Here is a 22,833-nt window from a genome sequence, read left to right as displayed (position 1 = left end):
AGGGTCCGCGGGGAGCCGTGACCGGCGCCTCCCGCGGACCCTTTCCCGCCCTGCTCAGTCCTTGCTCAGCCCTTGTGCAGCCGCACCGGCAGCCGCTCCAGGCCCTGCATCATGAAGCTCTTGCGCCAGCGCAACTCGGCGTCGGGGACGGCGAGTTCGAGGTCCGGGAAGCGGGTGAGCAGATGCCGCAGCGCGATCTCCATCTCCAGCCGGGCGAGCGGGGCGCCCACGCAGTAGTGGATGCCGTGGCCGAAGCCGAGGTGCCCGGTGGTGGAGCGCTTGACGTCGAGCTGGTGCGGGCAGGCGAACTGGGCCCCGTCGCGGTTGGCGGAGCCGAGCAGCACCGAGACGTACTCGCCGGTGCCGATGGTCACCCCGCCGAGTTCGAAGGGCTCGGTCGCGAAGCGCAGGGTGGCGCGGTTGCCCGGGCCCTCGTAGCGCAGGAACTCCTCGTTGGCCCCCGGGATCAGGCTCGGGTCGGCGCGCAGTTCGGCGAGCTGCCCGGGGTGGTTGAGCAGCGCGCGCAGGCCGTGGCCGATCATGTTGACCGTGGTCTCGTAGCCCGCGACGACCAGCAGGAAGACCGTGGAGATCAGCTCGATGTCGCTGAGCTTCGCGTCCTCGTCCCGGGCCTGGATGAGCGCGCTGACCAGGTCCTCGCCGGGATCGGCGCGCTTGAGCCGGATCATCTCGCCGAGGTGCTGCCCGAACCTGGCCATATTGGCCCCGGCGTTCTCGTTGTCGTTGGACATGATCGCGGCGGTCAGCGAGACCAGTACCGGGAAGTGCTCCTCGGTGATACCGAGCAGCCGCCCGAGCACCTGGACCGGGAACTTCGCCGTGTACTCCTCGACCAGGTCGACGCTGCCGTCGGCGGACTCGGCGGCCCGCAGCTCCACGGCGTCCAGGAGGGCCGTGCTGATCTCCTCGATCACCGGCTCCAGGCGCTTCACGCTGCGTGCGGTCAGGGCCCGGTTGACGAGCTTGCGCAGCCGGGTGTGGTCCGGCGGGTCCATGTTCAGCATGTGCTGCCCGACCGAGCTGTGCTCCAGGCGGGGCGTACCGCCCTCGGACATCTCCCGGTCGAAATAGCCGAGTTGGACGGAGGCATCGATGTCCTTGGACAGCGAGGGATGAGCGAGCGCCTTGCGGGACTCCTCATAACTGACCACCGCCCACACTTTCAGGCCACTGGGCAGCAGCATGCGGTGCACGGGTCCCCCGGCCTGCAGTCTGTCGTAAGCAGGGTAGGGATTGGTCAAGAACTCCTCGTCCATGAGGGGCAGGCTCACCAGGAACTCCTTGCTGGGTACGGCGAAGAGGCGACAGGGAACCCGGTGAGCGCGGGAGAACCCGGGGGAACCCGGGTACCGCGCGGATTGCGGGAATTGGCCGGTCCCACGGGAGTTCTCCGGGGACTGCCCAGTGCGGACCGGTCGGGTCCGGTGCCGGCCCCGTCCTTCTCCGCGTGAGCGTACAGCGGGCCCGTCCGGCTGTCAGCGCCGCACCCGGGAGGCTGCGGAGAGTGACGGCGGGGAACCCTGTGTACCCTCCATGTGTTCCCCGTCCGGCTTCCGGTCGGCCGGCGACCGTGCCGCCCGTCCGGTTTGACGTCCCGTCAGCTCCCAGGTGGGGGCGGGGCAAACGTCCCATCTATGTGACGAGCGCAACACTCATTGATCTGTGCCTCCCCTTCCCTTAGTGTCGGCCCGAAACGGCTCACCGGCTCTCGGACCGCGACACGGGAGAACTGCTCAAAAGGCACGCTCTTGTGCTGCACTGACACGCCGTCAACAGCCATATAACAGGGGCTACTTGAGTGGGGGGTCACGGGGTGGGCACTGCTCCCGTCCGTACGCTTGCGGACATTCTGCGGACGCATGCCCTGGAGCGTCCCGAGGTGATCGCCTACGTTGACAAGGCGCGCAGCCTCACCTACTCCGCTTTGGAGTCCTCCACCGCCCGCCTCGCGGGACATTTCGCCGAATGGGGAATCGCCCCCGGCAGCAATGCCCTTATCTGCCTCGGTAACCGCGTGGAAATGGTGGAGAGCGCGCTCGCACTCACCCGCGCGGAACTCGTCGGAATTCCCGTGAACCCGCATTCCTCGGACGTCGAGATCGCGCACATTCTCACCGACTCCGAGGCCGTTCTCGTCATCACGGACGAATCCCGAGCCGATCTGTTCCGGGCCCTGGACGAGGGTTCCGGCCGCCTGCACCGGGTGGTGGTCGCCGATTCCGGAAAGATCACTGAGGGTGATCCCCGGCTGCACGACCACCGCACCCTGCGGACCACCGAGCCCACCGCGCCCGCCCGGGACGGCATGCGCCCCGAGGACCTCGCGTGGATGCTCTACACCTCCGGCACGACCGGCGCACCCAAGGGCGTGCTCTCCACCCAGTACGCCGGACTCTGGTCCGCCGCCCACGGCTATACCGCCCTGCTCGGCATCGAGCCGGGGGACCGCCTGCTGTGGCCGCTGCCCCTGCACCACAGCTTCGCCTTCAACCTCTGCGTCCTCGGGGTGGTCACCGCCGGGGCGACCGCCCGGATCATGGCCGATTTCGCACCCGACGAGGTCCTCGCCGAACTCCGCGACGGGCAGTACAGCCTGATGGCGGCCGTTCCGGCGACGCTCCACCAACTGGTCGCCGCCGCCGAGGAGATCGCCCCCGCGCTTGGCGGACTGCGGGCCCTCCTGGTGGCGGGCGCCCTCACCGGCGCCGCGCTCGGCGAACGCTTCAGGACCGCCTTCGGCGTGCCCCTGATCGACAGCTACGGAAGCTCCGAGACCACCGGCGTCATCACCTGCAACACCCTCCACGAGCCCCGCAGGCCCGGCTCCTGCGGCAAGGCGGTGCCCGGAATCGGGGTACGGGTCGTCGACCCCCGGACGCGGCGGGACCGCGCGGCCGGCGAGGAGGGCGAGATCTGGGTGTCGTCGCCGAGCCTGATGACCGGCTACCATCGCGCCCCCGAACAGAGCGCCCGCGCCTTCCACGACGGCTGGTACCGCACCGGCGATATGGGAACCCTCGACGAGGACGGCTATCTGCGCATCACCGGCCGCCTCAAGGAACTCATCATCCGCGGCGGCGAGAACATGCACCCCGCCGAGATCGAGGACGTGCTCCGGGAGAGCCCCGAGGTCGCCGACGCCGCCGTCGTCGCCCGCCCGCACACCCGGCTCGGCGAGGTCCCGGTGGCCTATCTGGTGCCGAGGCCGGGCCACCGGCTGCCCGTCGCCGCCCTGGTACGGCGGCTGCGGGAACGCCTCGCCTACTTCAAGGTGCCCGCCGAACTGCGCCTGACCGGGCGGATACCGCGGACCGCCTCCGGCAAGACCCTGCGCCGCCTGGTCGCCGAGGAGCCCTCCCGCCTGCTCGCCGCCACCGCGAGCCACCACCCCCGCCTGCTCGCCGCGGCCCCCGGTCACCCGGCCCTGCCCGCCACCCTCCCGGCCGAGGACACCAGCCCTCTCGCCGGACGGCCCGTACTGCTGCTGACCCCGGGCACCGTGCCTCCCGGGGCGACCGGCCCCACCGATCGGACGGGGGACGGCCCCGGACCCGCCGACTCCCCGTCCGCCACGGCGCCCGGAGCCGCCGAGGGCCCGGCACCGGATCCGATACGCCAACTGGCCGACCACCTCGCCACCCAGCACGGCTGCCCGGACGTGCACCAGGAGACCGCCCGCGAAGCCTGGCGCGCCACCGCGGCACGGCACCCGGACCATGCGCTGGTGGTCGTCGTCCCGGAGACGGCCGCCACCGAAGAGAGCGCGCTCGAGGCCGCCAACTGGGCAGCGGAAGCCCGGCAGTTGACCGGTGAACTCACCGCCGCCGGACGGACGGTCCTCCTCCTCGGCATTGAGCCCGGCGTCACCCCGGCCGGACTCCGGGACGCCCTCGACGCCGCCCTCCTCGAAGGAGCCACCGAGGTACGGGTGCGCGCCACCGACCTGCCCGCGCCCGCGCTGCCCACCGCGCTCGCCCCGGACCCCGACCGCGCCGCCCGGCTCGCCGAGGCACTGGGCGCCCTGACCGGACCCGCACGGCGCGGCCGCCTCCTCACCCTGGTCGGCCGCGCCCTCTCCGATGTCCTCGGCACCCCGTTTTCGGACAGCGGCGACGCGCGTAAACCCTTCCGCTCCCTCGGCTTCGACTCACTCGCCTCGGTCGAACTGCGCAACCGCCTGGTCGCCGAGACCGGTCTCGCGCTGCCCGCCTCCGCCGCCTTCGACCACCCGAACCCCGGCGCCCTCGCCGACCACCTGCACACCGCGCTGCTCGGCGCCCCCGCACCCGTACCGGCCACCGCCGCGCAGCCCCTGAGCAGCGAGGACGACCCGATTGTGCTGGTGGGGGCGGCGTGCCGGTTCCCGGGTGGGGTGCGTTCGCCGGAGGAGTTGTGGGAGTTGGTGGCCTCGGGCGGGGACGCGGTCGGGCCGTTCCCCGAGGACCGGGGCTGGGATCTGGAGGGGCTGTTCGCCTCGGACCCGGAGGTGCCCGGGACCACGTATGCGACCCAGGGCGGTTTCCTCGGTCAAGTGGCTGATTTCGACGCCGAGTTCTTCGGGATCTCGCCGCGTGAGGCGCTGGCGATGGATCCGCAGCAGCGGCTGCTCCTGGAGACCTCCTGGGAACTCCTGGAGAACGCGGGCATCGACCCCGACTCCCTGCGCGGCAGCCGCACCGGTGTCTTCGCCGGGCAGATGTACCACGACTACGCCCAGCGCCTCACCGAGGAGCCCGGACTCGACGGATATCTGAGCACCGGCCTCGCGGGCAGCGTGCTCTCCGGCCGTCTGTCGTACTTCTACGGGTTCGAGGGCCCGGCCCTGACCGTGGACACGGCGTGCTCGTCCTCGCTGGTCGCGCTGCACCTGGCGGCGGAGTCGCTGCGGCGCGGTGAGTGCAGCCTCGCGCTCGCGGGCGGCGTCGCGGTGATGTCGACCTCGGCCTCCTTCGTGGACTTCAGCCGTCAGCGCGGACTCGCCGCCGACGGCCGCTGCAAGCCCTTCGCCGCCGCGGCGGACGGCACCGGCTGGTCGGAGGGTGTGGGCCTGCTTCTGGTGGAGCGGTTGTCGGACGCGCGGCGCAACGGGCACGAGGTGCTGGCAGTGGTGCGCGGTTCGGCGGTCAACCAGGACGGTGCGTCCAACGGCCTGTCCGCCCCGAACGGCCCTTCCCAGCAGCGGGTGATCCGTCAGGCGCTCGCCAACTCCGGTCTGTCGGCTGGGGATGTGGACGCGGTTGAGGCGCACGGTACCGGGACCGCGCTCGGCGATCCGATCGAGGCACAGGCCCTGCTCGCGACCTACGGGCAGGAGCGGGCCGAGGGCCGTCCGCTGCTGGTCGGCGCGGTGAAGTCGAACCTCGGGCATACGCAGGCGGCGGCCGGTGTGGCGGGCGTACTGAAGATGGTGTGGGCGATGCGCGAGGGTCTGCTGCCGCGCACCTTGCACGTGGACGAGCCGAGTCCGCATGTGGACTGGTCCTCGGGTGCGGTGGAGCTGCTGACCGGCGAGCGCGCCTGGCCGGGAGCTGCGGACCGGCCGCGTCGGGCTGCCGTGTCCTCCTTCGGGATCAGCGGCACCAACGCCCACGTCATCCTCGAAGAGGCGCCCGCGCCCGCTGCCGGGGAGGAGAACCCCCGGGACACCGCGGCGGCACCCGGCTGGGCGGCTCCGCTCGTCCTCTCCGCCCGCAGCGAGCCGGGCCTGCGCGCCCAGGCCGCCGCCCTGCACGCGCACCTCACCGAACGCCCCGAACTCCCGCTACGTGACGCCGCGTTCACCCTCGCCACCACCCGCGCCACCCTGGAGCACCGCGCCGCGTTCCCCGCCCAGGACAGGGACACTCTGCTGCGCGCGCTCTCCGCGCTTGCCGAGGGCACCCCGACACCGGACACCTTCCGGGGCAAGGGCGCACCCCAAGGCGGCGCCTCAGCCTTCCTTTTCACGGGGCAGGGGGCGCAACGGGCGGGGATGGGACGGGAGTTGTACGAGGCGTTTCCCGTCTTCGCGGAGGCTTTCGATGCGGTGTGTGCGGAGCTGGACGCTTGCCTGAGCGCGGGTGAGTCGCTGAAGGCTGTTGTCTTCGGTGGGGAGGCCGAGTTGTTGGAGCGGACGGGGTGGGCGCAGCCTGCGTTGTTCGCTGTGGAAGTGGCGTTGTTCCGGTTGGTGGAGTCGTGGGGTGTGCGGCCGGACTTCCTTCTGGGGCATTCGATCGGTGAGATTGCTGCCGCGCATGTGGCGGGGGTGTTCTCGCTCGCGGATGCGGCTCAACTTGTCGGGGCGCGGGGCCGGTTGATGCAGGCGTTGCCGTCGGGTGGTGCGATGCTCGCGGTGTCGGTCCCGGCGGAGGAGGCTGCCCGGCTGTGTGCGGGTTACGTGGGCCGGGTGGAAGTGGCCGCGGTGAACGGTCCGTTGGCGTGCGTGCTGTCCGGTGACGCGGATGCGGTGGCGGAGATCGAGGAGGCGGCGCGTGAGGCTGGTCACCGGGTGAAGCGGCTCGCGGTGAGTCATGCGTTCCATTCCCCGCGTATGGACCCGATGCTTGCCGACTTCGCCATGGTCGTACGCGGGTTGACGTTGTCGGAGCCCCGGATCCCGCTCGTCTCGAATGTGACCGGTGAGCTGGCGCAGCCCGCCGAGCTGACCTCTCCGGACTACTGGGTACGCCATGTCCGGCAGACCGTTCTCTTCTATGACGGCGTACGCACTCTCGCCGACGCGGGAGTGACCCGTTTTCTCGAACTGGGCCCGGAAGCGGTCCTGACCGCCTTGGTGCGGGAGGCTCTGCCCGCTGCGGGGGAGGAAGCGGACCCGGTTGCGGTGCCGGTGCTCCGAAGTGACGCCGGTGAGGAGCGTTCGGCCGCTGCCGCGCTCGGTGCCCTGTTCTGTGCCGGTGTTGTCCCCGACTGGCGTGCCGTGTACGGGAGTTCGCCCACGACACGTGTCCCACTCCCCACCTATGCCTTCCAGGGGCGGCGCTACTGGCCCTCGCTCCCCATGAAGGCGGCTGGTGGCGGCCCCCGTGCCGAGGAGCTGCTGTACGAGGTCGTCTGGGAGCCCCTGGACCTCGCCCCGGGCACCGGCGGTCCGGCTCAGGTCGGAGGCGTCGGCGGCGCCGGTACCTGGCTCGCGGTGACGGACACCGAGGACGCGTTCACCGGGGAGTGCCTGGCGGCGCTGGCGGCGGCGGGAGCCGAGGTCGTACGGCTGCCGCTGACCGACGGGCTGGACCGCGCCGCGCTCGCCGAGCAGCTGTCCCAGGCCACCGCCCCGGCCCGGCCGAGCAGGATCGTCGCCCTGCTGCACGGTGAACACGCCCCGCTGCACGGCCTGTTGCTGCTGCAGGCCGCGGCCGACTGCGGAACCGAGGCGCGCCTTCACCTGGTCACCCGCGGTGCCGTGGAGGTGGGCTCGCCCGAGGGCGCCCCTGCCCCGGAGGGCGGCTCCCGCGCCGCGCGGGAGCAGGGCCGCGTGCGGGTCGATCAGGCGCAGCTCTGGGGGCTCGGCCGCGTCGCCGCGCTGGAGGCGCCCGGCACCTGGGGCGGACTCGTCGACCTCCCCGAGCCGGAGGCGTACGAGGACGGCGACGGGGACGCGGCCCATGCGTCCGTGGCCCGTGCCTTCGCCGCCCAGCTCATGGGCGGGTCGGCGGAGGGCGAGGTGGCCGTGCGGGCGGACGGCGCCCATGCGCGGCGCCTGGTCGCCGTCCCGAAGCCGCGGGCGGCGGCGGAGACCGGTGAACCCTGGGCCGCCTCCGGCACGGGCACGGTCCTCGTGACGGGCGGCACCGGCGCGCTCGGTGCGAAGGTGGCCCGGCACCTCGCGAAGGCGGGCGTCGCCCATCTGCTGCTCACCGGCCGCCGGGGCCCCGATGCCCCGGGTGCCGCCGAACTCCGGGCAGAACTGGTGGAGTTGGGCGCCGAGGTGGCCCTCGCCGCCTGCGATGTGGCGGACGGTGAGGCGCTGGCCGCGCTGCTCGACGGCATCCCGGCCGACCGTCCCCTGACCGGCGTGGTGCACGCAGCGGGCGTCCTGGACGACGGGGTCCTCACCGCCCTGACCCCGGAGCGCGTGGAGCGGGTGCTCGCCGCCAAGACGGGCGGCGCGCTGCACCTGGACCGGCTGACCCGCGCGTACCCCCTCGACACCTTCGTGCTGTTCTCCTCGCTCGCGGGAGTCGTCGGCGCGGCGGGCCAGGCCAACTACGCGATGGCAAATGCGGCCTTGGACGCGCTGGCCGTCCGCCGCCGCCAGGAGGGGCTGCCCGCGACGGCGGTGGCCTGGGGCGCCTGGGAGGGCGAGGGCATGGCCGCGGAGGTGGCGACCGTCCGCGAGCGCCTGCGCCGCACCGGGATGCGCCCGATGCGGGCCCGCGCCGCGCTCGGCGCCCTGGAGGCCGTACTGCGGTCGGGCCGGACCGCGGTACTCGCCGCCGATGTCGACTGGGAGCGGTACGGGCAGGCGCACGGCGCCGCGGCGGTGGCGCAGCGCGGACTGCTGCGGCAGCTGCTCGCGCTGCCGGCCGCGCCCACCGCCCCCGAGGACGCCGGGCCGAACGCGCTCCTCGCCTCCCTCACCGGCCGCCCGGCAGACCAACAGCAGGCGCGGCTGGTCGAGTTGATCCGTACGCACGCCGCCGAACTGCTGATGCACGAGTCCGCCGAAGCGGTCGACCCGGCGAAGTCCTTCCGGGCCCTCGGCTTCGACTCGCTCGCCTCGGTGGAACTGCGCAACCGCCTCGCCCTCGCCACCGGGCTGGCCCTGCCCGCCTCGCTCGCCTTCGACCGGCCGAGCCCCGAGGTGCTCGCCGCCTTCCTGCGCACCGAACTGCTCGGCGACCCGGAGGCGGCACGGGAGGCCGCCCTCCCGCACCCCGTCACCACCGGCGACGACCCGATCGTGCTGGTGGGGGCGGCGTGCCGGTTCCCGGGTGGGGTGCGTTCGCCGGAGGAGTTGTGGGAGCTGGTGGCCTCGGGCGGGGACGCGGTCGGACCGTTCCCCGAGGACCGGGGCTGGGATCTGGAAGGCCTGTTCGCCTCGGACCCGGAGGTCCCTGGGACGACATACGCCACCCAGGGTGGCTTCCTCCGCCAAGTGGCTGATTTCGACGCGGAGTTCTTCGGGATCTCGCCGCGTGAGGCGCTGGCGATGGATCCGCAGCAGCGGCTGCTCCTGGAGACCTCCTGGGAACTCCTGGAGAACGCCGGGGTGCTGCCCGGCTCGCTGCGCGGCAGCCGGACCGGGGTCTTCGTCGGCTCCAACGGCCAGGACTACACCTCCCTGGTCGCCCGTTCCGCCGAGGACCTGGAGGGCTACCTCGGCACCGGTGGCGCCGTCAGCGTCGCCTCCGGCCGTCTGTCGTACTTCTACGGGTTCGAGGGCCCGGCGCTGACCGTGGACACGGCGTGCTCGTCCTCGCTGGTCGCGCTGCATCTGGCGGCGGAGTCGCTGCGGCGCGGTGAGTGCAGCCTCGCGCTCGCGGGCGGCGTCACCGTCATGTCCACCCCCCAGGCCTTCGTGGACTTCAGCCGTCAGCGCGGGCTCGCTGCCGACGGCCGGTGCCGCGCCTTCGCGGCGGACGCGGAGGGCACCGGCTGGGGCGAGGGTGTGGGCCTGCTTCTGGTGGAGCGGTTGTCGGACGCGCGGCGCAACGGGCACGAGGTGCTGGCGGTGGTGCGCGGTTCGGCCATCAATCAGGACGGTGCGTCCAATGGCCTGTCGGCGCCGAACGGTCCTTCGCAGCAGCGGGTGATCCGTCAGGCGCTCGCCAACTCCGGTCTGTCGGGCGGGGATGTGGACGCGGTGGAGGCGCACGGTACGGGGACCGCGCTGGGCGATCCGATCGAGGCGCAGGCCTTGCTCGCCACGTACGGCGAGGAGCGGGCCGGGGACCGTCCGCTGTGGCTGGGTTCGGTGAAGTCGAACCTCGGGCATACGCAGGCGGCCGCCGGTGTGGCGGGCGTACTGAAGATGGTGTGGGCGATGCGGGAAGGCTTGCTGCCGCGCACCCTGCACGTGGACGAGCCGAGTCCGCATGTGGACTGGTCCTCGGGTGCGGTGGAGCTGCTGACCGGCGAGCGCGCCTGGCCGGGAGCTGCGGACCGGCCGCGTCGGGCTGCCGTCTCTTCCTTCGGGATCAGCGGCACCAACGCCCACGTCATCCTCGAAGAGGCACCCGCCTTCCTCGAAGAGATATCGGGCCCGGACCTCGGCCAGGCCCCGGCGGAGCAGCCCTCCGAGGGCCAGACCCCGGTGGCACGAGTCCCCGTACCCCTGCTGCTCTCCGCGCCCAGCCCCGAGGCCCTGCGGGACCAGGCCGACCGTCTGCGCGCCCATCTCGCCGCGCACCCGGACCTCGCGCTCACCGAGGTCGGCCGCGCCCTCGCCCAGTCCCGCACCTCCTTCCCCTACCGCACGGCACCTCTCGCCGACCCCCGCGACCCGGCCGCCGTCCTCGACGCCCTTGCCGCCGCCACCCCGGAAGCAACCTCCGTCCAACCGGGCGGTCTCGCCTTCCTGTTCACGGGGCAGGGTGCGCAACGGCCGGACATGGGACGGGAGTTGTACGAGTCGTTCCCCGCCTTCGCCGAGGCTTTCGACGCGGTGTGCGCGGAACTCGACCGTCACTTGGGCCGATCGCTGAAGGGCGTCGTCTTCGGCGGAAAGGCAGAGGAGCTGAACCGGACCGGGTGGGGGCAGCCCGCTCTCTTCGCTCTGGAAGTGGCGTTGTTCCGGTTGGTGGAGTCGTGGGGTGTGCGGCCGGACTTCCTGCTGGGGCATTCGATCGGTGAGATTGCTGCCGCGCATGTGGCAGGGGTGTTCTCGCTCGCGGATGCTGCTCAACTCGTGGTGGCGCGGGGCCGGTTGATGCAGGCTCTGCCGTCGGGTGGTGCGATGCTCGCGGTTTCCGTGGCGGCGGAGGAGGCTGCCCGTCTGTGTGCGGGTTACGTCGACCGCGTGGAAGTGGCCGCGGTGAACGGTCCGTTGGCGTGCGTACTGTCCGGTGACGCGGACGCGGTAGCGGAGATCGAGGAGGCGGCGCGCCAGGCTGGTCACCGCGTGAAGCGGCTCGCGGTGAGCCATGCGTTCCATTCCCCGCGTATGGACCCGATGCTTGCCGAATTCGCGGCGGTCGTGGGCGGGTTGAGCCTGTCCGAGCCCCGCATCCCGCTCGTCTCGAACGTGACCGGCGAGCTGGCGCAGCCCGCCGAGCTCACCTCTCCGGACTACTGGGTACGCCACGTCCGGCAGACGGTCCTCTTCCACGACGGCATACGCACCCTCGCCGACGCAGGAGTCACCCGCTTCCTCGAACTCGGCCCCGACGCGGTCCTCACGGCGCTGGCGCAGGACTGCCTCGGCGCGTCCGGAGCGGTGCCGGGCGCAGTCGGGGCCGGGCAGCCGTCGCGGGCGCCCCGTGCCTTCGCCGCCGTGCTGCGCCGGGACCGGTCCGAGCCGCATACCGTGGCGGCCCTGTGGGGTGAGCTGTTCCGCTGGGAGGTCCCGGTGGACTGGGCCGCCTGCCTCGGTCGGCCCGCCAGGCGGGTGCCGCTGCCCACCTACGCCTTCCGGAAGGTGCGCTACTGGCCGCGTCCGCGCAGCGGCGCCTCGTACGAGCCGGGGGCGCATCCGCTGCTCGACGGCATTGTCGAGCGGGCCGGGTCGGCGGAACTCCTGTTCACCGGGCGGCTCTCGGTGCGTACGCACCCCTGGCTGGCGGACCATGCGGTCGGCTCGGCGGTGCTGCTGCCGGGCACGGGCTTCGTGGAGATGGCGCTGTACGCGGGCCGGGTGGCGGGCGCCGGTGCGCTGGAGGAGCTGACCGTCCAGGCGCCGCTGAGGCTGACCGGGTCGGCCGCGGTCGAGGTGCAGGTGGCCGTGGCCCCGCTCGGCGCGGCGGAGGCGGCCGAGGAAGGGGAGCCGGAGCGCTGGTCGGTGACCGTGTACGGACGGGCCGCCGGGGACCCGGAGGCCGCCTGGACGCGGCACGCCACCGGGGTGCTGGGCCCGGAGCCGGAGGCGCCGCCCGCCTTCGAGGAGCCCTGGCCGCCGCGGGACGCCGAGCAGCTCGACCCCGCGGAGATCTATCTGCGGGCCGAGGAGATGGGCTTCGGCTACGGTCCCGCCCTGCGCGGTCTGCGTGCCGTATGGCGGCGCGGGGAGGAGATCTTCGCGGAGGTGGCCCTGGAGGGCGAGGACGGCGCCGGGCACCTGGTGCATCCGGCGCTCCTGGACGCGGCCCTGCACACCGGCTTCGTCGACACCCCGGGGGCCGGGGACACCGCCGGGCGGCTGCCGTTCGTCTGGCAGGGCGTGACGGTCGCGGGGTCCGAACCGGTCGCGGGCCGGGTGCGGTTGCGGCGGCTCGGGGAGGACGAACTCTCCCTGGATCTACGGGATGTGGCAGGTCGCACGGCCGTCCACATCGCCTCGCTGAAGCTGCGCCGGGCCGGGTCCGGGGACCTCGCGCCCGCGGGCGTGGGCCTGCGCACCCTGGAGTGGGAGCCGCTGGCGCGGGAACTCCCCTCCTTCGCGGGCGAGGTGGCGGTGCTCGGCGCCGATCCGGCCGGGGTGGCGAAGGCCCTCGGGGCGGACGCCCACCCCGACCTGAAGGCGCTGGAGGACTCCTTCGCGCTGCCGGACGCCGTGGTCCGCGCCCTGGACCTCACCGGGCCCTCGGGCACCGAGGACTCCGTACGCGAGGCGAGGCGGGCGGTGTGGGAGACGGCGACGCTGCTGCGGGAGTGGGTGGAGAGTCCGCTGTACGAGACCGCGCGGCTGACGCTGCTCGTCCCGGCGAGCGGCACCGGCACCGCCTCCGGCGCGGTGCGGGCGATGCTGCGGACCGCGCAGTCCGAGCACCCGGGGAAGATCCAGGTGGTGGCGAGCGACAGCGGTCTCCCGGCCGCCGCGCTCGTCGCCGAGGAGCGCGAACTGGCCGTACTGGGCGACGAGTTGCACGTACCGCGGCTGGTGCCCGCGCAGGCTCCCGGTGGGGACGCCTGGCCGGAGCTGAGCGGTGGCGCGGTCCTGATCACCGGCGGTACCGGCGGGCTCGGCGCGGTCCTGGCCCGGCACCTGGTGCGGGCGCACGGGGTCCGCGATCTCGTCCTGCTCAGCCGTGCCGCGGGAGAGCAGCGGGACGCCGAACTGGCCGCCGCGCTACGGGAATCGGGGGCCGAGGTGGCGCTCGTCGCCTGCGAGGTGACCGACCGGGCGGCGCTGGCCCAGGTGGTGGAGGGGCTCGGCAGGCCGCTGACGGCGGTCTTCCACGCGGCGGGCATCGTCGACGACGGGCTGCTGACCGGGCTCACCGAGGAGCAGTTCAGCCGGGTGATGGAGGTCAAGGCGGAGGGGGCGCTCGCCCTGCACGAGGTCACCGCCAAGCAGGCGCCGGGGGCCTTTGTGCTCTTCTCCTCCGCGGCCGGGGTGCACGGCAGCCCCGCGCAGGCCAACTACGCGGCGGCCAACGGCTTTCTGGACGCCTTCGCCGTCCATCTGCACGGGCTCGGGCTGCCCGCGCTCTCCCTGCAGTGGGGTCCCTGGGCGGAGGAGCGCGGGATGGCGGGGCGCCTCGGCGCGGACGCCCTCGCCCGGATGGCCCGGCACGGCACCCTGCCGCTCGTCAACGAGGAGGCGCTGTCCCTGCTCGACGCCGCGCTCGCCGCCGGAGGCCCCCCGAACCTGGTGGCCGTCAAGGAGTCCGTGCCCGCCGCCGCCCCCCGGCGCGCGCCCCGCCCGGCACCGGCCGCCGGGCCCCCGCTCGCCGCGCAGCTCGCCGCCGCCGACGAGGCCCGGCGCGGGCGGCTCCTCGGCGACCTCGTCCAGATGGAGACGGCTGCCGTCCTCGGGCACGGCGGGGGCGCGCGGATCGCCGGGGAGAAGTCCTTCCGGGAACTCGGGCTCGACTCGCTCGCCGCCGTCGAACTGCGCAACCGCCTCGGCGAGCGGACCGGCCTGAGCCTGACGCCGACCCTGGTCTTCGACTTCCCGACCCCGGCGGCGCTCACCGAGCACCTGGTGGCGGAGCTGGCCCCGGCCGCGGACGCGCCCGCGCAGTCGGTGATCCGCGGGCTCGACGAGCTGGAGCGGATGCTCAGGGCGGCCGGACCCGGTTCGGCGACCGAGCGGTACGCCGAGCAACGACTACGCGCGCTGATGGCCCAAGTCGGCGGCGCGGCAAGGAAATCGGAGTCCGATGAGGCGAGGGCCGCGATGGACGTCAGCGACGAGGAGCTGTTCGAGATCTTGGACGGGGAGATCGGGATCTGACCGGCACGGCCGGGAGACCTGGGGAAACTGATGGCACATATCGCATTTTTCAGCGTGGCCGCGCACGGCCATGTCTCGCCGACCTTCGGCATCGTCGCGGAGCTCGCCGCGCGCGGCCACAAGGTCACGTACTTCACCACCGGGGCCTTCGAGGAGCGGCTCACCCGGCTCGGCGCCACCGTCTGCCGCTATGACGTCGCGACCTCGCCGGGCCAGTCGCCGGGCGCCTTCGCCGCCGGGGACCCGAGCGCGCTGCCGCTGTTCTTCCTGCACGGCAGCGCGGAGCGGATCGCCCTGGCGGAGCGGCAGTTCGCCCAGGGACGCCCGGATCTGATCGTGTACGACAACACCGTGCCCTTCGCCGGGCGCGCCCTCGCCCGGCGCTGGGGCTGCCGCGCCGTGCAGTTCTTCCCCAGCATCGCCTCCAGCCGGGGCTACGCCCTGATGGACGCCATGCTGGAGCGCACCGGCCGCTCCGCCGAACACGAGGCCCACACCGCGGAGTTCGACCGGCGGCTCGGCGCCTTCCTGGCCGAGGCGGGGCTCGGCGGACTCGGCACCGAGGAGTTCATGGACTTCGAGGAGGAACTCAACCTGGCTTTCCTGCCGCGGGAGTTCCAGCCCCGCGAGGAGAGCTTCGGCCCGCACTACCGCTTCGTCGGGCCGAGCCTCGGCGGCCGCGATGACGAGGGGAGCTGGCAGCCCCCCGCGGACGGCAGGCCGGTCGTCTACGTCTCCCTGGGCACCGTCTTCAACCGGGCCACCGACTTCTACCGCCGCTGCGTCGAGGCCTTCGACGGCAGCGAGTTCCACCTCCTGATGTCCGTGGGGGAGGGCACCGACCCGGCCGTCCTCGGGGCGCTGCCCGGCAACGTCGAGGTGCACCCGTCCGTGCCGCAGCTGTCGGTGCTGGAACAGGCCGCCGTCTTCGTCACCCACGGCGGCATGGGCAGCACCATGGAAGCGCTCTCCTTCGCCACCCCGATGGTCCTCGTCCCGCAGATGGTCGAGCAGGAGATCATCGCCGACCGCGTCGCCGACCTCCACCTCGGCATCCGCCTCGACCCCGCGGACTCCGCCCCGGGAGCCCTGCTCGACGCCGTACGCCGGGCGGCCGGTGAGCCGCGGATCGCGGAGCACGCGGCGCGGATGCGGCAGCGGATCCGGGCGGCGGGCGGCGCAAGGGCCGCCGCCGAGGCCGTCGAAGACGTGCTGCGGACCGCGGCGGAAAGGACGGCCGGGAAGTGAACGACCCCCGGATACTCATCGTCGGCGGCGGCGCCGTCGGCTCCCTGCTCGCCTGCGATCTGCTCCAGCAGGGGGTGCCGGTACGCCTCGTCGACTCCAAGCCCTCCCTCGCGGAGAGCGACCCGCACTCCCGGGCCGTGATGATCTGGCCCCGGCTCCTGGAACTCCTGGAGAAGACCGGCCTCACCAAGGCGCTCACCGCCCGCGGCCGCCCCGCGCACGACGTCAGCTTCTTCGCGGGCGGCGAGCGCCTCGGCACCGTCCCGCTTGGCGGCCTCGACTCCCCGCACCCCTTCGGACTCGGCCTCGTCCAGCGGGAGTTGGAGGATCTGCTCTGGGCGCGCCTGGCGGAACTCGGCGGCACCGTCGAGTGCGGGGTCACCCTGGAGGCGCTCGACAACTCCGGTCCGCTGCCGCGCGCCACGCTGCGGCACGCCGACGGCCGCACCGAGGAGACCAGCCCCGAGTGGCTGATCGGCGCCGACGGCGCGGGCAGCGCCACCCGGCGGCTGCTCGGCATCGACTACCCGGGGCTGCCCTTCCCGCTCGGCATCGCCCTCGGCGACTTCCCGCTGACCGGCCCGGCCGTCTCCGGCGTCGAATACCACTACGGCAGCACCGGACTGCTGCCGCTGGTCCATCTGCCGGACGGCATCTGCCGCCTCGCCACCATCGTCATGCCCGGCGAGGACGACTGGTCCGAGAAGCCGCTCGCGGACTGGCAGGCCATGGTCGACGCGCGCACCAGCATCCCCTACCGGCTCGGCGAGCCGCTGTGGAAGCGCACCTACTACCCCCGGCCCGGGGTCGCCGAGAGCTTCCGCGCCGGGCGGGTCCTGCTCGCCGGGGACGCCGCGCACTCGGTGGTGCCGCTCGGCGGCCAAGGCCTCAACCTCGGCCTGGGGGACGCCCTCAACCTGGGCTGGAAGCTCGCCGGGGTGCTCCGCGGCGACTTCGGCGCGGACCTCCTCGACAGCTACGACAGCGAGCGGCGGCAGGCGGTCGAGCACATCCGGGCGCTGATCCGCACCGAGATGGAGCTCTCCGCGCCGCCCACCCCCGAGGACGCCGCCGGGCGCGACGCGGGCATCCGGGCCGCCGAGGCCTCCGGCTTCCTCGCCAGGGTCGCCGCACCCCTGATGAGCCAGACCGGGCTGAGCTACGCCCCCCTGAACGGACCGCTGTGGCGCTCCCCGCTGAGGCGGCGCGCGGTGCCCGGCGACCGGCTGCCGCTCTTCCACGCCTCCCGCCCCGACCCGGCCGCCCCGCTCCTGGAGCAGGGCGCGCACCTGGCCGTGGTGTGGCCCGGCGACAGCAGGCCCCCGCAGTGGGACGCCCTCGTGGCGCGGGCCCGCACCGCCCTCGCCGGCCGGGCGGGCGTGCACGACCTGGCCGCCCTCGGCGCCGCCGGGCACCGCCTGCTGCGCGGCCGCTTCGGGCCCCGGCCGCTGCTCGCCCTGGTACGCCCCGACGGCCACCTGGCCCACCTCGCCCCGGCCGACCGGCCCGAGGAGAGTCTCGCCCACCTCGACCGGCTCACGCCCCGGTCCCCGGCCCCCAGCGAGAAGTGAGTGCGACCGTGCGGACTCTGCTGATCGACAACTACGACTCCTACACCTACAACCTCTTCCACCTCCTGGGACAGGTCAACGGCGAGGAGCCCGACGTCCTCACCAACGACGCCGGGGAGCTGCCCGACCTCGACCGCTACGACAACGTGGTGATCTCGCCCGGGCCCGGCCACCCGGCGCGCCCCCGCGACTTCGGCATCTCCCTGGACGTGCTGCGCAAGACCGAGCTGCCGGTGCTCGGGGTCTGCCTCGGCCACCAGGGCCTCGCCGTCTCCGAGGGCGGCGAGGTCATCCCCGCCCCGCGCGCCCGGCACGGGCACGTCACCCGGGTGGTGCACAACGGCGACCCGCTCTTCGGCGGCATCCCCGTCGAGTTCGGGGCGGTGCGCTACCACTCGCTGTGCGTGGCCGAGCCGCTGCCGCACGAGCTGGAGGCCATCGCCCGCTCCGAGGACGGCGTCGTCCAGGCGCTGCGGCACCGGCGGCTGCCGCGCTGGGGCGTGCAGTTCCACCCGGAGTCCATCGAGACCGAGCACGGCCTGCGGCTGATGGCCAACTTCCGTGACCTGAGCCGGAGTTCGGGCAGCGCCCCGAGGAGCCGCGGCAGCGCGGCGGGGACCGGCGTGTCCGCACGGGAGGAGCCCGGGGCCCCCGTCCAGCCGCAGCGCTACCGGCTGCACGTACGCGAACTCGCGGGCGCCGTCGACACCGAGGCCGCCTTCCAGGAGCTCTACGCGGACTCCGCGCACGCCTTCTGGCTGGACAGCGCCCGCGTCGAGGAGGGCCTGTCCCGGTTCTCCTTCCTCGGCGACGCGTCGGGGCCGCTCGCCGAGACCGTGCGCTACCGCACCGGCGAGGGGCTCGTCGTGGTCGACGCCGCACGGCCCTCGGTACACCGCGAGTCCGTATTCGACTACCTCAAGCGGGAGTTGACCCGCCGCGAGATCGAAGCCCCGCCGCTGCCCTTCGACTTCACCGGCGGCTACGTCGGCTACTTCGGCTACGAACTCAAGGCCGACTGCGGCTCCCCGAACGCCCACACCGCCCGGACCCCCGACGCCGTATGGCTGTTCGCGGACCGCTTCCTCGCCGTCGACCACGCCGCCCGGCGCACCTACCTCCTCGCCCTCAGCGAGGGCCCCGACACCGGGGCCGCCACCCGCTGGCTGGAGCGGACCGCCGCCCGGCTCGGCGCGCTCGGCCCCCTCGACGAGCCGCCCGCCGTCGCCTCCGGCCCGGTCGAGCCCCGCCTCGCCCACGGCCGGGAGGCCTATGTCCGCGCGGTCCAGGCCAGCCAGGACCACCTGCACGCGGGCGAGAGCTACGAGGTCTGCCTGACCAACTCCGCCGACTTCCCCGCGTACGACAGCGGCTGGGAGACCTACCGCAGGCTGCGCAGGCTCAACCCGGCGCCGTACGCGGCCTTCCTGCACCTCGGTGACCTCGACGTGGCCTGCTCCTCGCCGGAGCGCTTCCTCAGGATCAGCCCGGGCGGCACGGCCGAGACCAAGCCGATCAAGGGCACCGCCCCGCGCGGCGCGACCCCCGCCGAGGACGAGGCCGCCCGCCGCGAACTGGTCTCCAGCGCCAAGACCCGCGCCGAGAACCTGATGATCGTCGACCTGCTCCGCAACGACCTCGGGCGGGTCTGCGAGGTCGGCTCGGTCGAGGTGCCGGTGCTGATGGCGGCCGAGAGCTACGCCACGGTGCACCAGCTCGTCTCGACCGTCCGCGGCCGCCTCAAGCCGGGCGCCGACGCCGTCGACTGCGTACGGGCCTGCTTCCCCGGCGGCTCGATGACCGGCGCGCCCAAGCTGCGCACCCTGGAGATCATCGAATCCCTGGAGCGGCGCGCCCGCGGCATCTACTCCGGCTCGCTCGGCTATCTGTCCTGCAACGGCGCCGCCGACCTCAACATCGTCATCCGCACCATGGTCCGCACCGGGGACCGCTGGGAACTCGGCGCGGGCGGCGCCATCGTCCTCGACTCCGACCCGGTGGACGAGTACGAGGAGATGCTGCTCAAGGCCGACGCCCCGGCCCGCGCCCTGCGCGCCCACCCCCTGTCGGCCGCCGCTGCCGCCGCACCCGCCGAGTCCAACGGAAGTGACCTCGCATGACCCCGCAGACACCCCAGACCGATGTGACCGCTCTGGTCGAGGCGATGACCCGGCAGGAGAAGCTCTCCTTCCTCCACGGCGCCGACGACCCGGAGCAGCTCGGCCAGTCCGGCTACATCCCCGGCGTCCCGCGGCTCGGCATCCCCCCGCTGCGGATGACCGACGGACCCGCGGGCGTGCGGATGAAGCGCAAGACCACCACCGCGCTGCCCGCCCCGATCGCCCTGTCCTGCGCCTTCGACGAGGAACTCGCCGCCCGCTACGGGGAGTTCCTCGGCCACGAGGCCCGCGCCAAACGCCAGGACGTACTGATCGGCCCGATGCTCAACCTGCTCCGCCAGCCCTTCGGCGGTCGCAACTTCGAGCTGTACGGGGAGGATCCGCTCCTGGTCACCGCGATCGGCACCGCGGTGGTGCGCGGCATCCAGGCGCAGGGCGTCATCGCGATGCCCAAGCACTTCCTCGCCAACAACCAGGAGGAGAACCGGATGGCCGTCGACGTACGCGTCGACGAGCGCACCCTGCGGGAACTCGAACTCCCCGCCTTCCAGGCCGTGGTGGAGGCCGGAGCGGGTGCCCTGATGGGCGCGACCAACAGCGTCAACGGCGACTTCTCCTGCCAGAACGAGGCCCTGCTCACCACCCTGCTGCGCGAGGAGTGGGGCTTCGAGGGCTGGGTGATGAGCGACTGGGACGCCGTGCACGACACCGCCGCCGTCGAGCGCGGACTCGACCAGGAGATGCCCGACGGCAAGCACCTCGGCGCCGCCCTGGACGAGGCGGTCACCGAGGGCCGTATCGACGAGAAGGTGCTCGACCGTTCGGTCGCCCGCATCCTCGGCCAGATGGCCCGCTTCGGTCTCCTCGACGGCAGCCAGGCCCCCGTCACCACCCGCGACGCCGCCCGCGGGAGCGCCCTCGCCCAGGAGATCGCCGAGGCGGGCGCGGTGCTCCTGCACAATCCGCGCGGGGTGCTGCCGCTGTCCGAACAGGCCTTGCGGGGCAAGGGACTTGCCGTGATCGGGCTGCCCGCCCGCACCCCCAAGACCGCCGGGGTGGGCAGCGCCCTGGTCGTCCCCGAGCGGGCGAGCACCCCCCTGGAGGTCCTCACCGAGCGGCTCGGCGCCGAGGACGTCGTCTTCCGGGTCGGCGAGGACCCGGCGGGCCGCCCGGTGCCCGCCTCCGCTCTCCAGCCGCCGTTCCGCGAGGGCGAGGTCGCCCCCGGCCCCTCCACCGAGCCCGACTACTTCTACGAGGGCCGCCTCACCATCGAGACCCCCGGCCGCTACCGCATCGCGGTCACCGCCCTCGGCGGCTACGCCGCCATCGACCTGGAGGGCCACCCCCGCGTCTTCGCGGGCAGCTCCTTCGGCGACACCGCGGGCCTCACGGCCGACCTGGAGCCCGGCACGTACAAGCTGGTGCTCTCCGCGCTGCCGGTGCCCAGCCAGCCGGTGCGGCTCACCCTCGGCTGGGTCACCCCGCGGCAGGCCCGCGCCGACATCGAGGAGGCCGTGGCGGCGGCCCGGGACGCCGAGGCCGCCGTCGTCTTCGCCTACGACGAACTCGCCGAACTCATCGACCGCCCCGCCCTCGGACTCCCCGGCCTCCAGGACACCCTGATCACCGAGGTGGCGAGGGCCAACCCGAACACCGTGGTGGTCCTCAACACCGGCTCCTCGGTGCCGATGCCCTGGCTGGACGAGGTCGCCGGGGTGCTCGACATCTGGTACCCGGGGGAGCGGGGCGCCGAGGCCACCGGGCGGCTGCTCTTCGGCGAGGTCAACCCGAGCGGCAAGCTCACCCAGAGCTTCCCGGTGGACGCCGCGCACACCCCCTTCGCCGGGGACGCCCGCCGCTACCCGGGCGAGGACGGCCGAGTCGACTACTCCGAGGGCCTGTTGAGCGGCTACCGCTGGCACGACAGGACCGGCACCGCCCCGCTCTTCCCCTTCGGACACGGCCTCAGCTACACCGAGTTCGGCTACCAGGACCTCGAACTCGCCGTGCGGGGCGAGGAGTTGGAGGTCTCCTTCACGGTCCGCAACACCGGCGGGCGCCCTGGCCGCGAGATCGCGCAGGTCTACCTCGGCGCGGGCCCCGAGGCCGGCGCCGAGCAGCCGCCCCGGGCGCTCGCCGGATACGCCGCCGCCACCCTGGAACCCGGCGCCGCCACCCGGCTCACCGTCACCCTGGACGCCCGCCGCTTCGCCCACTGGGACACCGGACTGCGCGCCTGGGCCCCGGCCCCGGGCCGCCGCGCCCTCCAGGTCGGCCCCTCCTCGGCCCTGCTGCCGCTGACCGCCGAGGTGAGCGTCTCGGCGACGGGGGAGCTGAGCCTGTGAGCACCGTCAGAACCCTGCGCACCCCGGTCTGCATCATCGGCGCCGGCCCCTCCGGGCTGCTCCTGTCCCGGCTCCTCAAGCTGAACGGCATCGACTCCCTCGTACTGGAGCGCCGCAGCCGCGCCTACGTGGAGAAGCGGGTACGGGCCGGGCTGCTCGAGGAGGGCACCGTGCGGACCCTGCGCGCCGCCGGGGCCGCGGACCGCCTGGACCGCGAGGGCCTGGTCCACGAGGGCTTCGAGTGGCGGCTCGACGGCGAGCACCACCGGATGCCCTTCGCCGAACTCAGCGGCGCCGCCGTGTGGATGTACGGGCAGCAGGAGGTCGTCAAGGACCTGATCGCCGTCCGCGAGGACGAACCGGGACTGCACTTCGGGGTCGAGGACGTCTCGGTGGACGCCGTCACCGGCGACGGCGCGCTCCTGCACTGCACCCTGGACGGCCGGCCCACCGAGATCGCCTGCGAGTTCCTCGCGGGCTGCGACGGCTTCCACGGGGTCAGCCGCCGCGCGATACCCGCCGGGAAACTCACCGGCCACTCCCGTACGTACCCCTTCTCCTGGCTCGGGGTGCTCGCCGCAGCCCCGCCGATGTCGCCGGAGCTGGTCTACGCCGTCAGCGGGCACGGCTTCGCGCTGAGCAGCATGCGCTCGCACACCGTCAGCCGCCTCTACCTCCAGGTGCCGCCGGGCGAGCGCGCCGGGGACCGCAGCGACGAGGCGATCTGGCGGGAGCTGGACTTCCGCCTCACCGGCGGCACCGGCGCCCTGCCCACCGGCGAGATCCTGGAACGCGTCCTGGTGCCGCTGCGCGGCTTCGTCGCCGAACCGGTCCAGTACCGCAGGCTGTTCCTGGTCGGCGACGCCGCCCATATCGTCCCGCCGAGCGCGGCCAAGGGGCTCAACCTCGCCGTCGCCGACGCCCGGCTGCTCGCCGAGGCGCTGAGCAGCTGGTACGGGCAGGGGCGGCGCGCGGACCTCGACGCCTACGCCCCCACCGCGCTGCGCCGGGCCTGGCTCGGCCAGGAGTTCTCCGAGGCGATGACCTCCCTGCTGCACGAGGCGCCCGACGAGGAGCCCTACTCCCGCAGGCTGCGCCGGGCCCGCTTCGCGCACCTCCTGTCCTCCGAGGCCGAGGCACGGAACTTCGCCGAGCAGTACACCGGCGTGGCCCGCCGCTGAGCCGCCCGCGGGAGACGTCCCGCGCGCGGTGCACCTTCCTTGACCAACTGGAGTCCGGACGTCATGACCAACGAA

Annotated in this window: 7 protein-coding genes; 6 read left to right on the top strand and 1 reads right to left on the bottom strand. The window is 73.6% G+C overall.

The genetic code is table 11. The features are described 5' to 3' along the window. Nucleotides 1–65 precede the first annotated feature (65 nt). Nucleotides 66–1,292, bottom strand: coding sequence for a cytochrome P450 family protein (locus HFV08_RS24030; RefSeq protein WP_210430712.1), 1,227 nt, complete (start codon nt 1,290–1,292; stop codon nt 66–68). A 527-nt stretch (nt 1,293–1,819) separates the two neighbouring features. On the opposite strand from HFV08_RS24030, the gene HFV08_RS32155 reads away from it, so the two are divergent. The 6 genes from HFV08_RS32155 to HFV08_RS23980 are packed head-to-tail and all read left to right on the top strand — an operon-like array spanning nt 1,820 to nt 22,758. Beyond that, entirely contained in the window at nt 1,820–14,293 is a 12,474-nt protein-coding gene (locus tag HFV08_RS32155) for an SDR family NAD(P)-dependent oxidoreductase (protein ID WP_312885802.1), read from the top strand. Nucleotides 14,294–14,323: 30 nt separating this feature from the next. Then, nucleotides 14,324–15,541 (top strand): macrolide family glycosyltransferase, encoded by a 1,218-nt coding sequence (locus HFV08_RS24000; RefSeq protein ID WP_168542351.1) that lies wholly within the window; start codon nt 14,324–14,326, stop codon nt 15,539–15,541. Continuing rightward, entirely contained in the window at nt 15,538–17,112 is a 1,575-nt protein-coding gene (locus HFV08_RS23995) for an FAD-dependent oxidoreductase (RefSeq protein WP_168542349.1), read from the top strand. The genes HFV08_RS24000 and HFV08_RS23995 overlap by 4 nt, the downstream gene beginning before the upstream one ends. Nucleotides 17,113–17,120: 8 nt before the next feature. Further along, nucleotides 17,121–19,232 (top strand): aminodeoxychorismate synthase component I, encoded by a 2,112-nt coding sequence (gene pabB / locus HFV08_RS23990; protein WP_168542347.1) that lies wholly within the window; start codon nt 17,121–17,123, stop codon nt 19,230–19,232. Further along, entirely contained in the window at nt 19,229–21,577 is a 2,349-nt protein-coding gene (locus tag HFV08_RS23985) for a beta-glucosidase family protein (protein ID WP_168542345.1), read from the top strand. The genes pabB and HFV08_RS23985 overlap by 4 nt, the downstream gene beginning before the upstream one ends. Further along, nucleotides 21,574–22,758 (top strand): 4-hydroxybenzoate 3-monooxygenase, encoded by a 1,185-nt coding sequence (locus HFV08_RS23980; protein WP_168542343.1) that lies wholly within the window; start codon nt 21,574–21,576, stop codon nt 22,756–22,758. The genes HFV08_RS23985 and HFV08_RS23980 overlap by 4 nt, the downstream gene beginning before the upstream one ends. Nucleotides 22,759–22,833 lie beyond the last annotated feature (75 nt).

The organism is Streptomyces physcomitrii (assembly GCF_012273655.1).
Lineage (GTDB): Bacteria > Actinomycetota > Actinomycetes > Streptomycetales > Streptomycetaceae > Streptomyces > Streptomyces physcomitrii.
The sequence above is the reverse complement of the archived record's forward strand: the minus strand, read 5'-3'. Positions and strand labels throughout refer to the sequence as shown.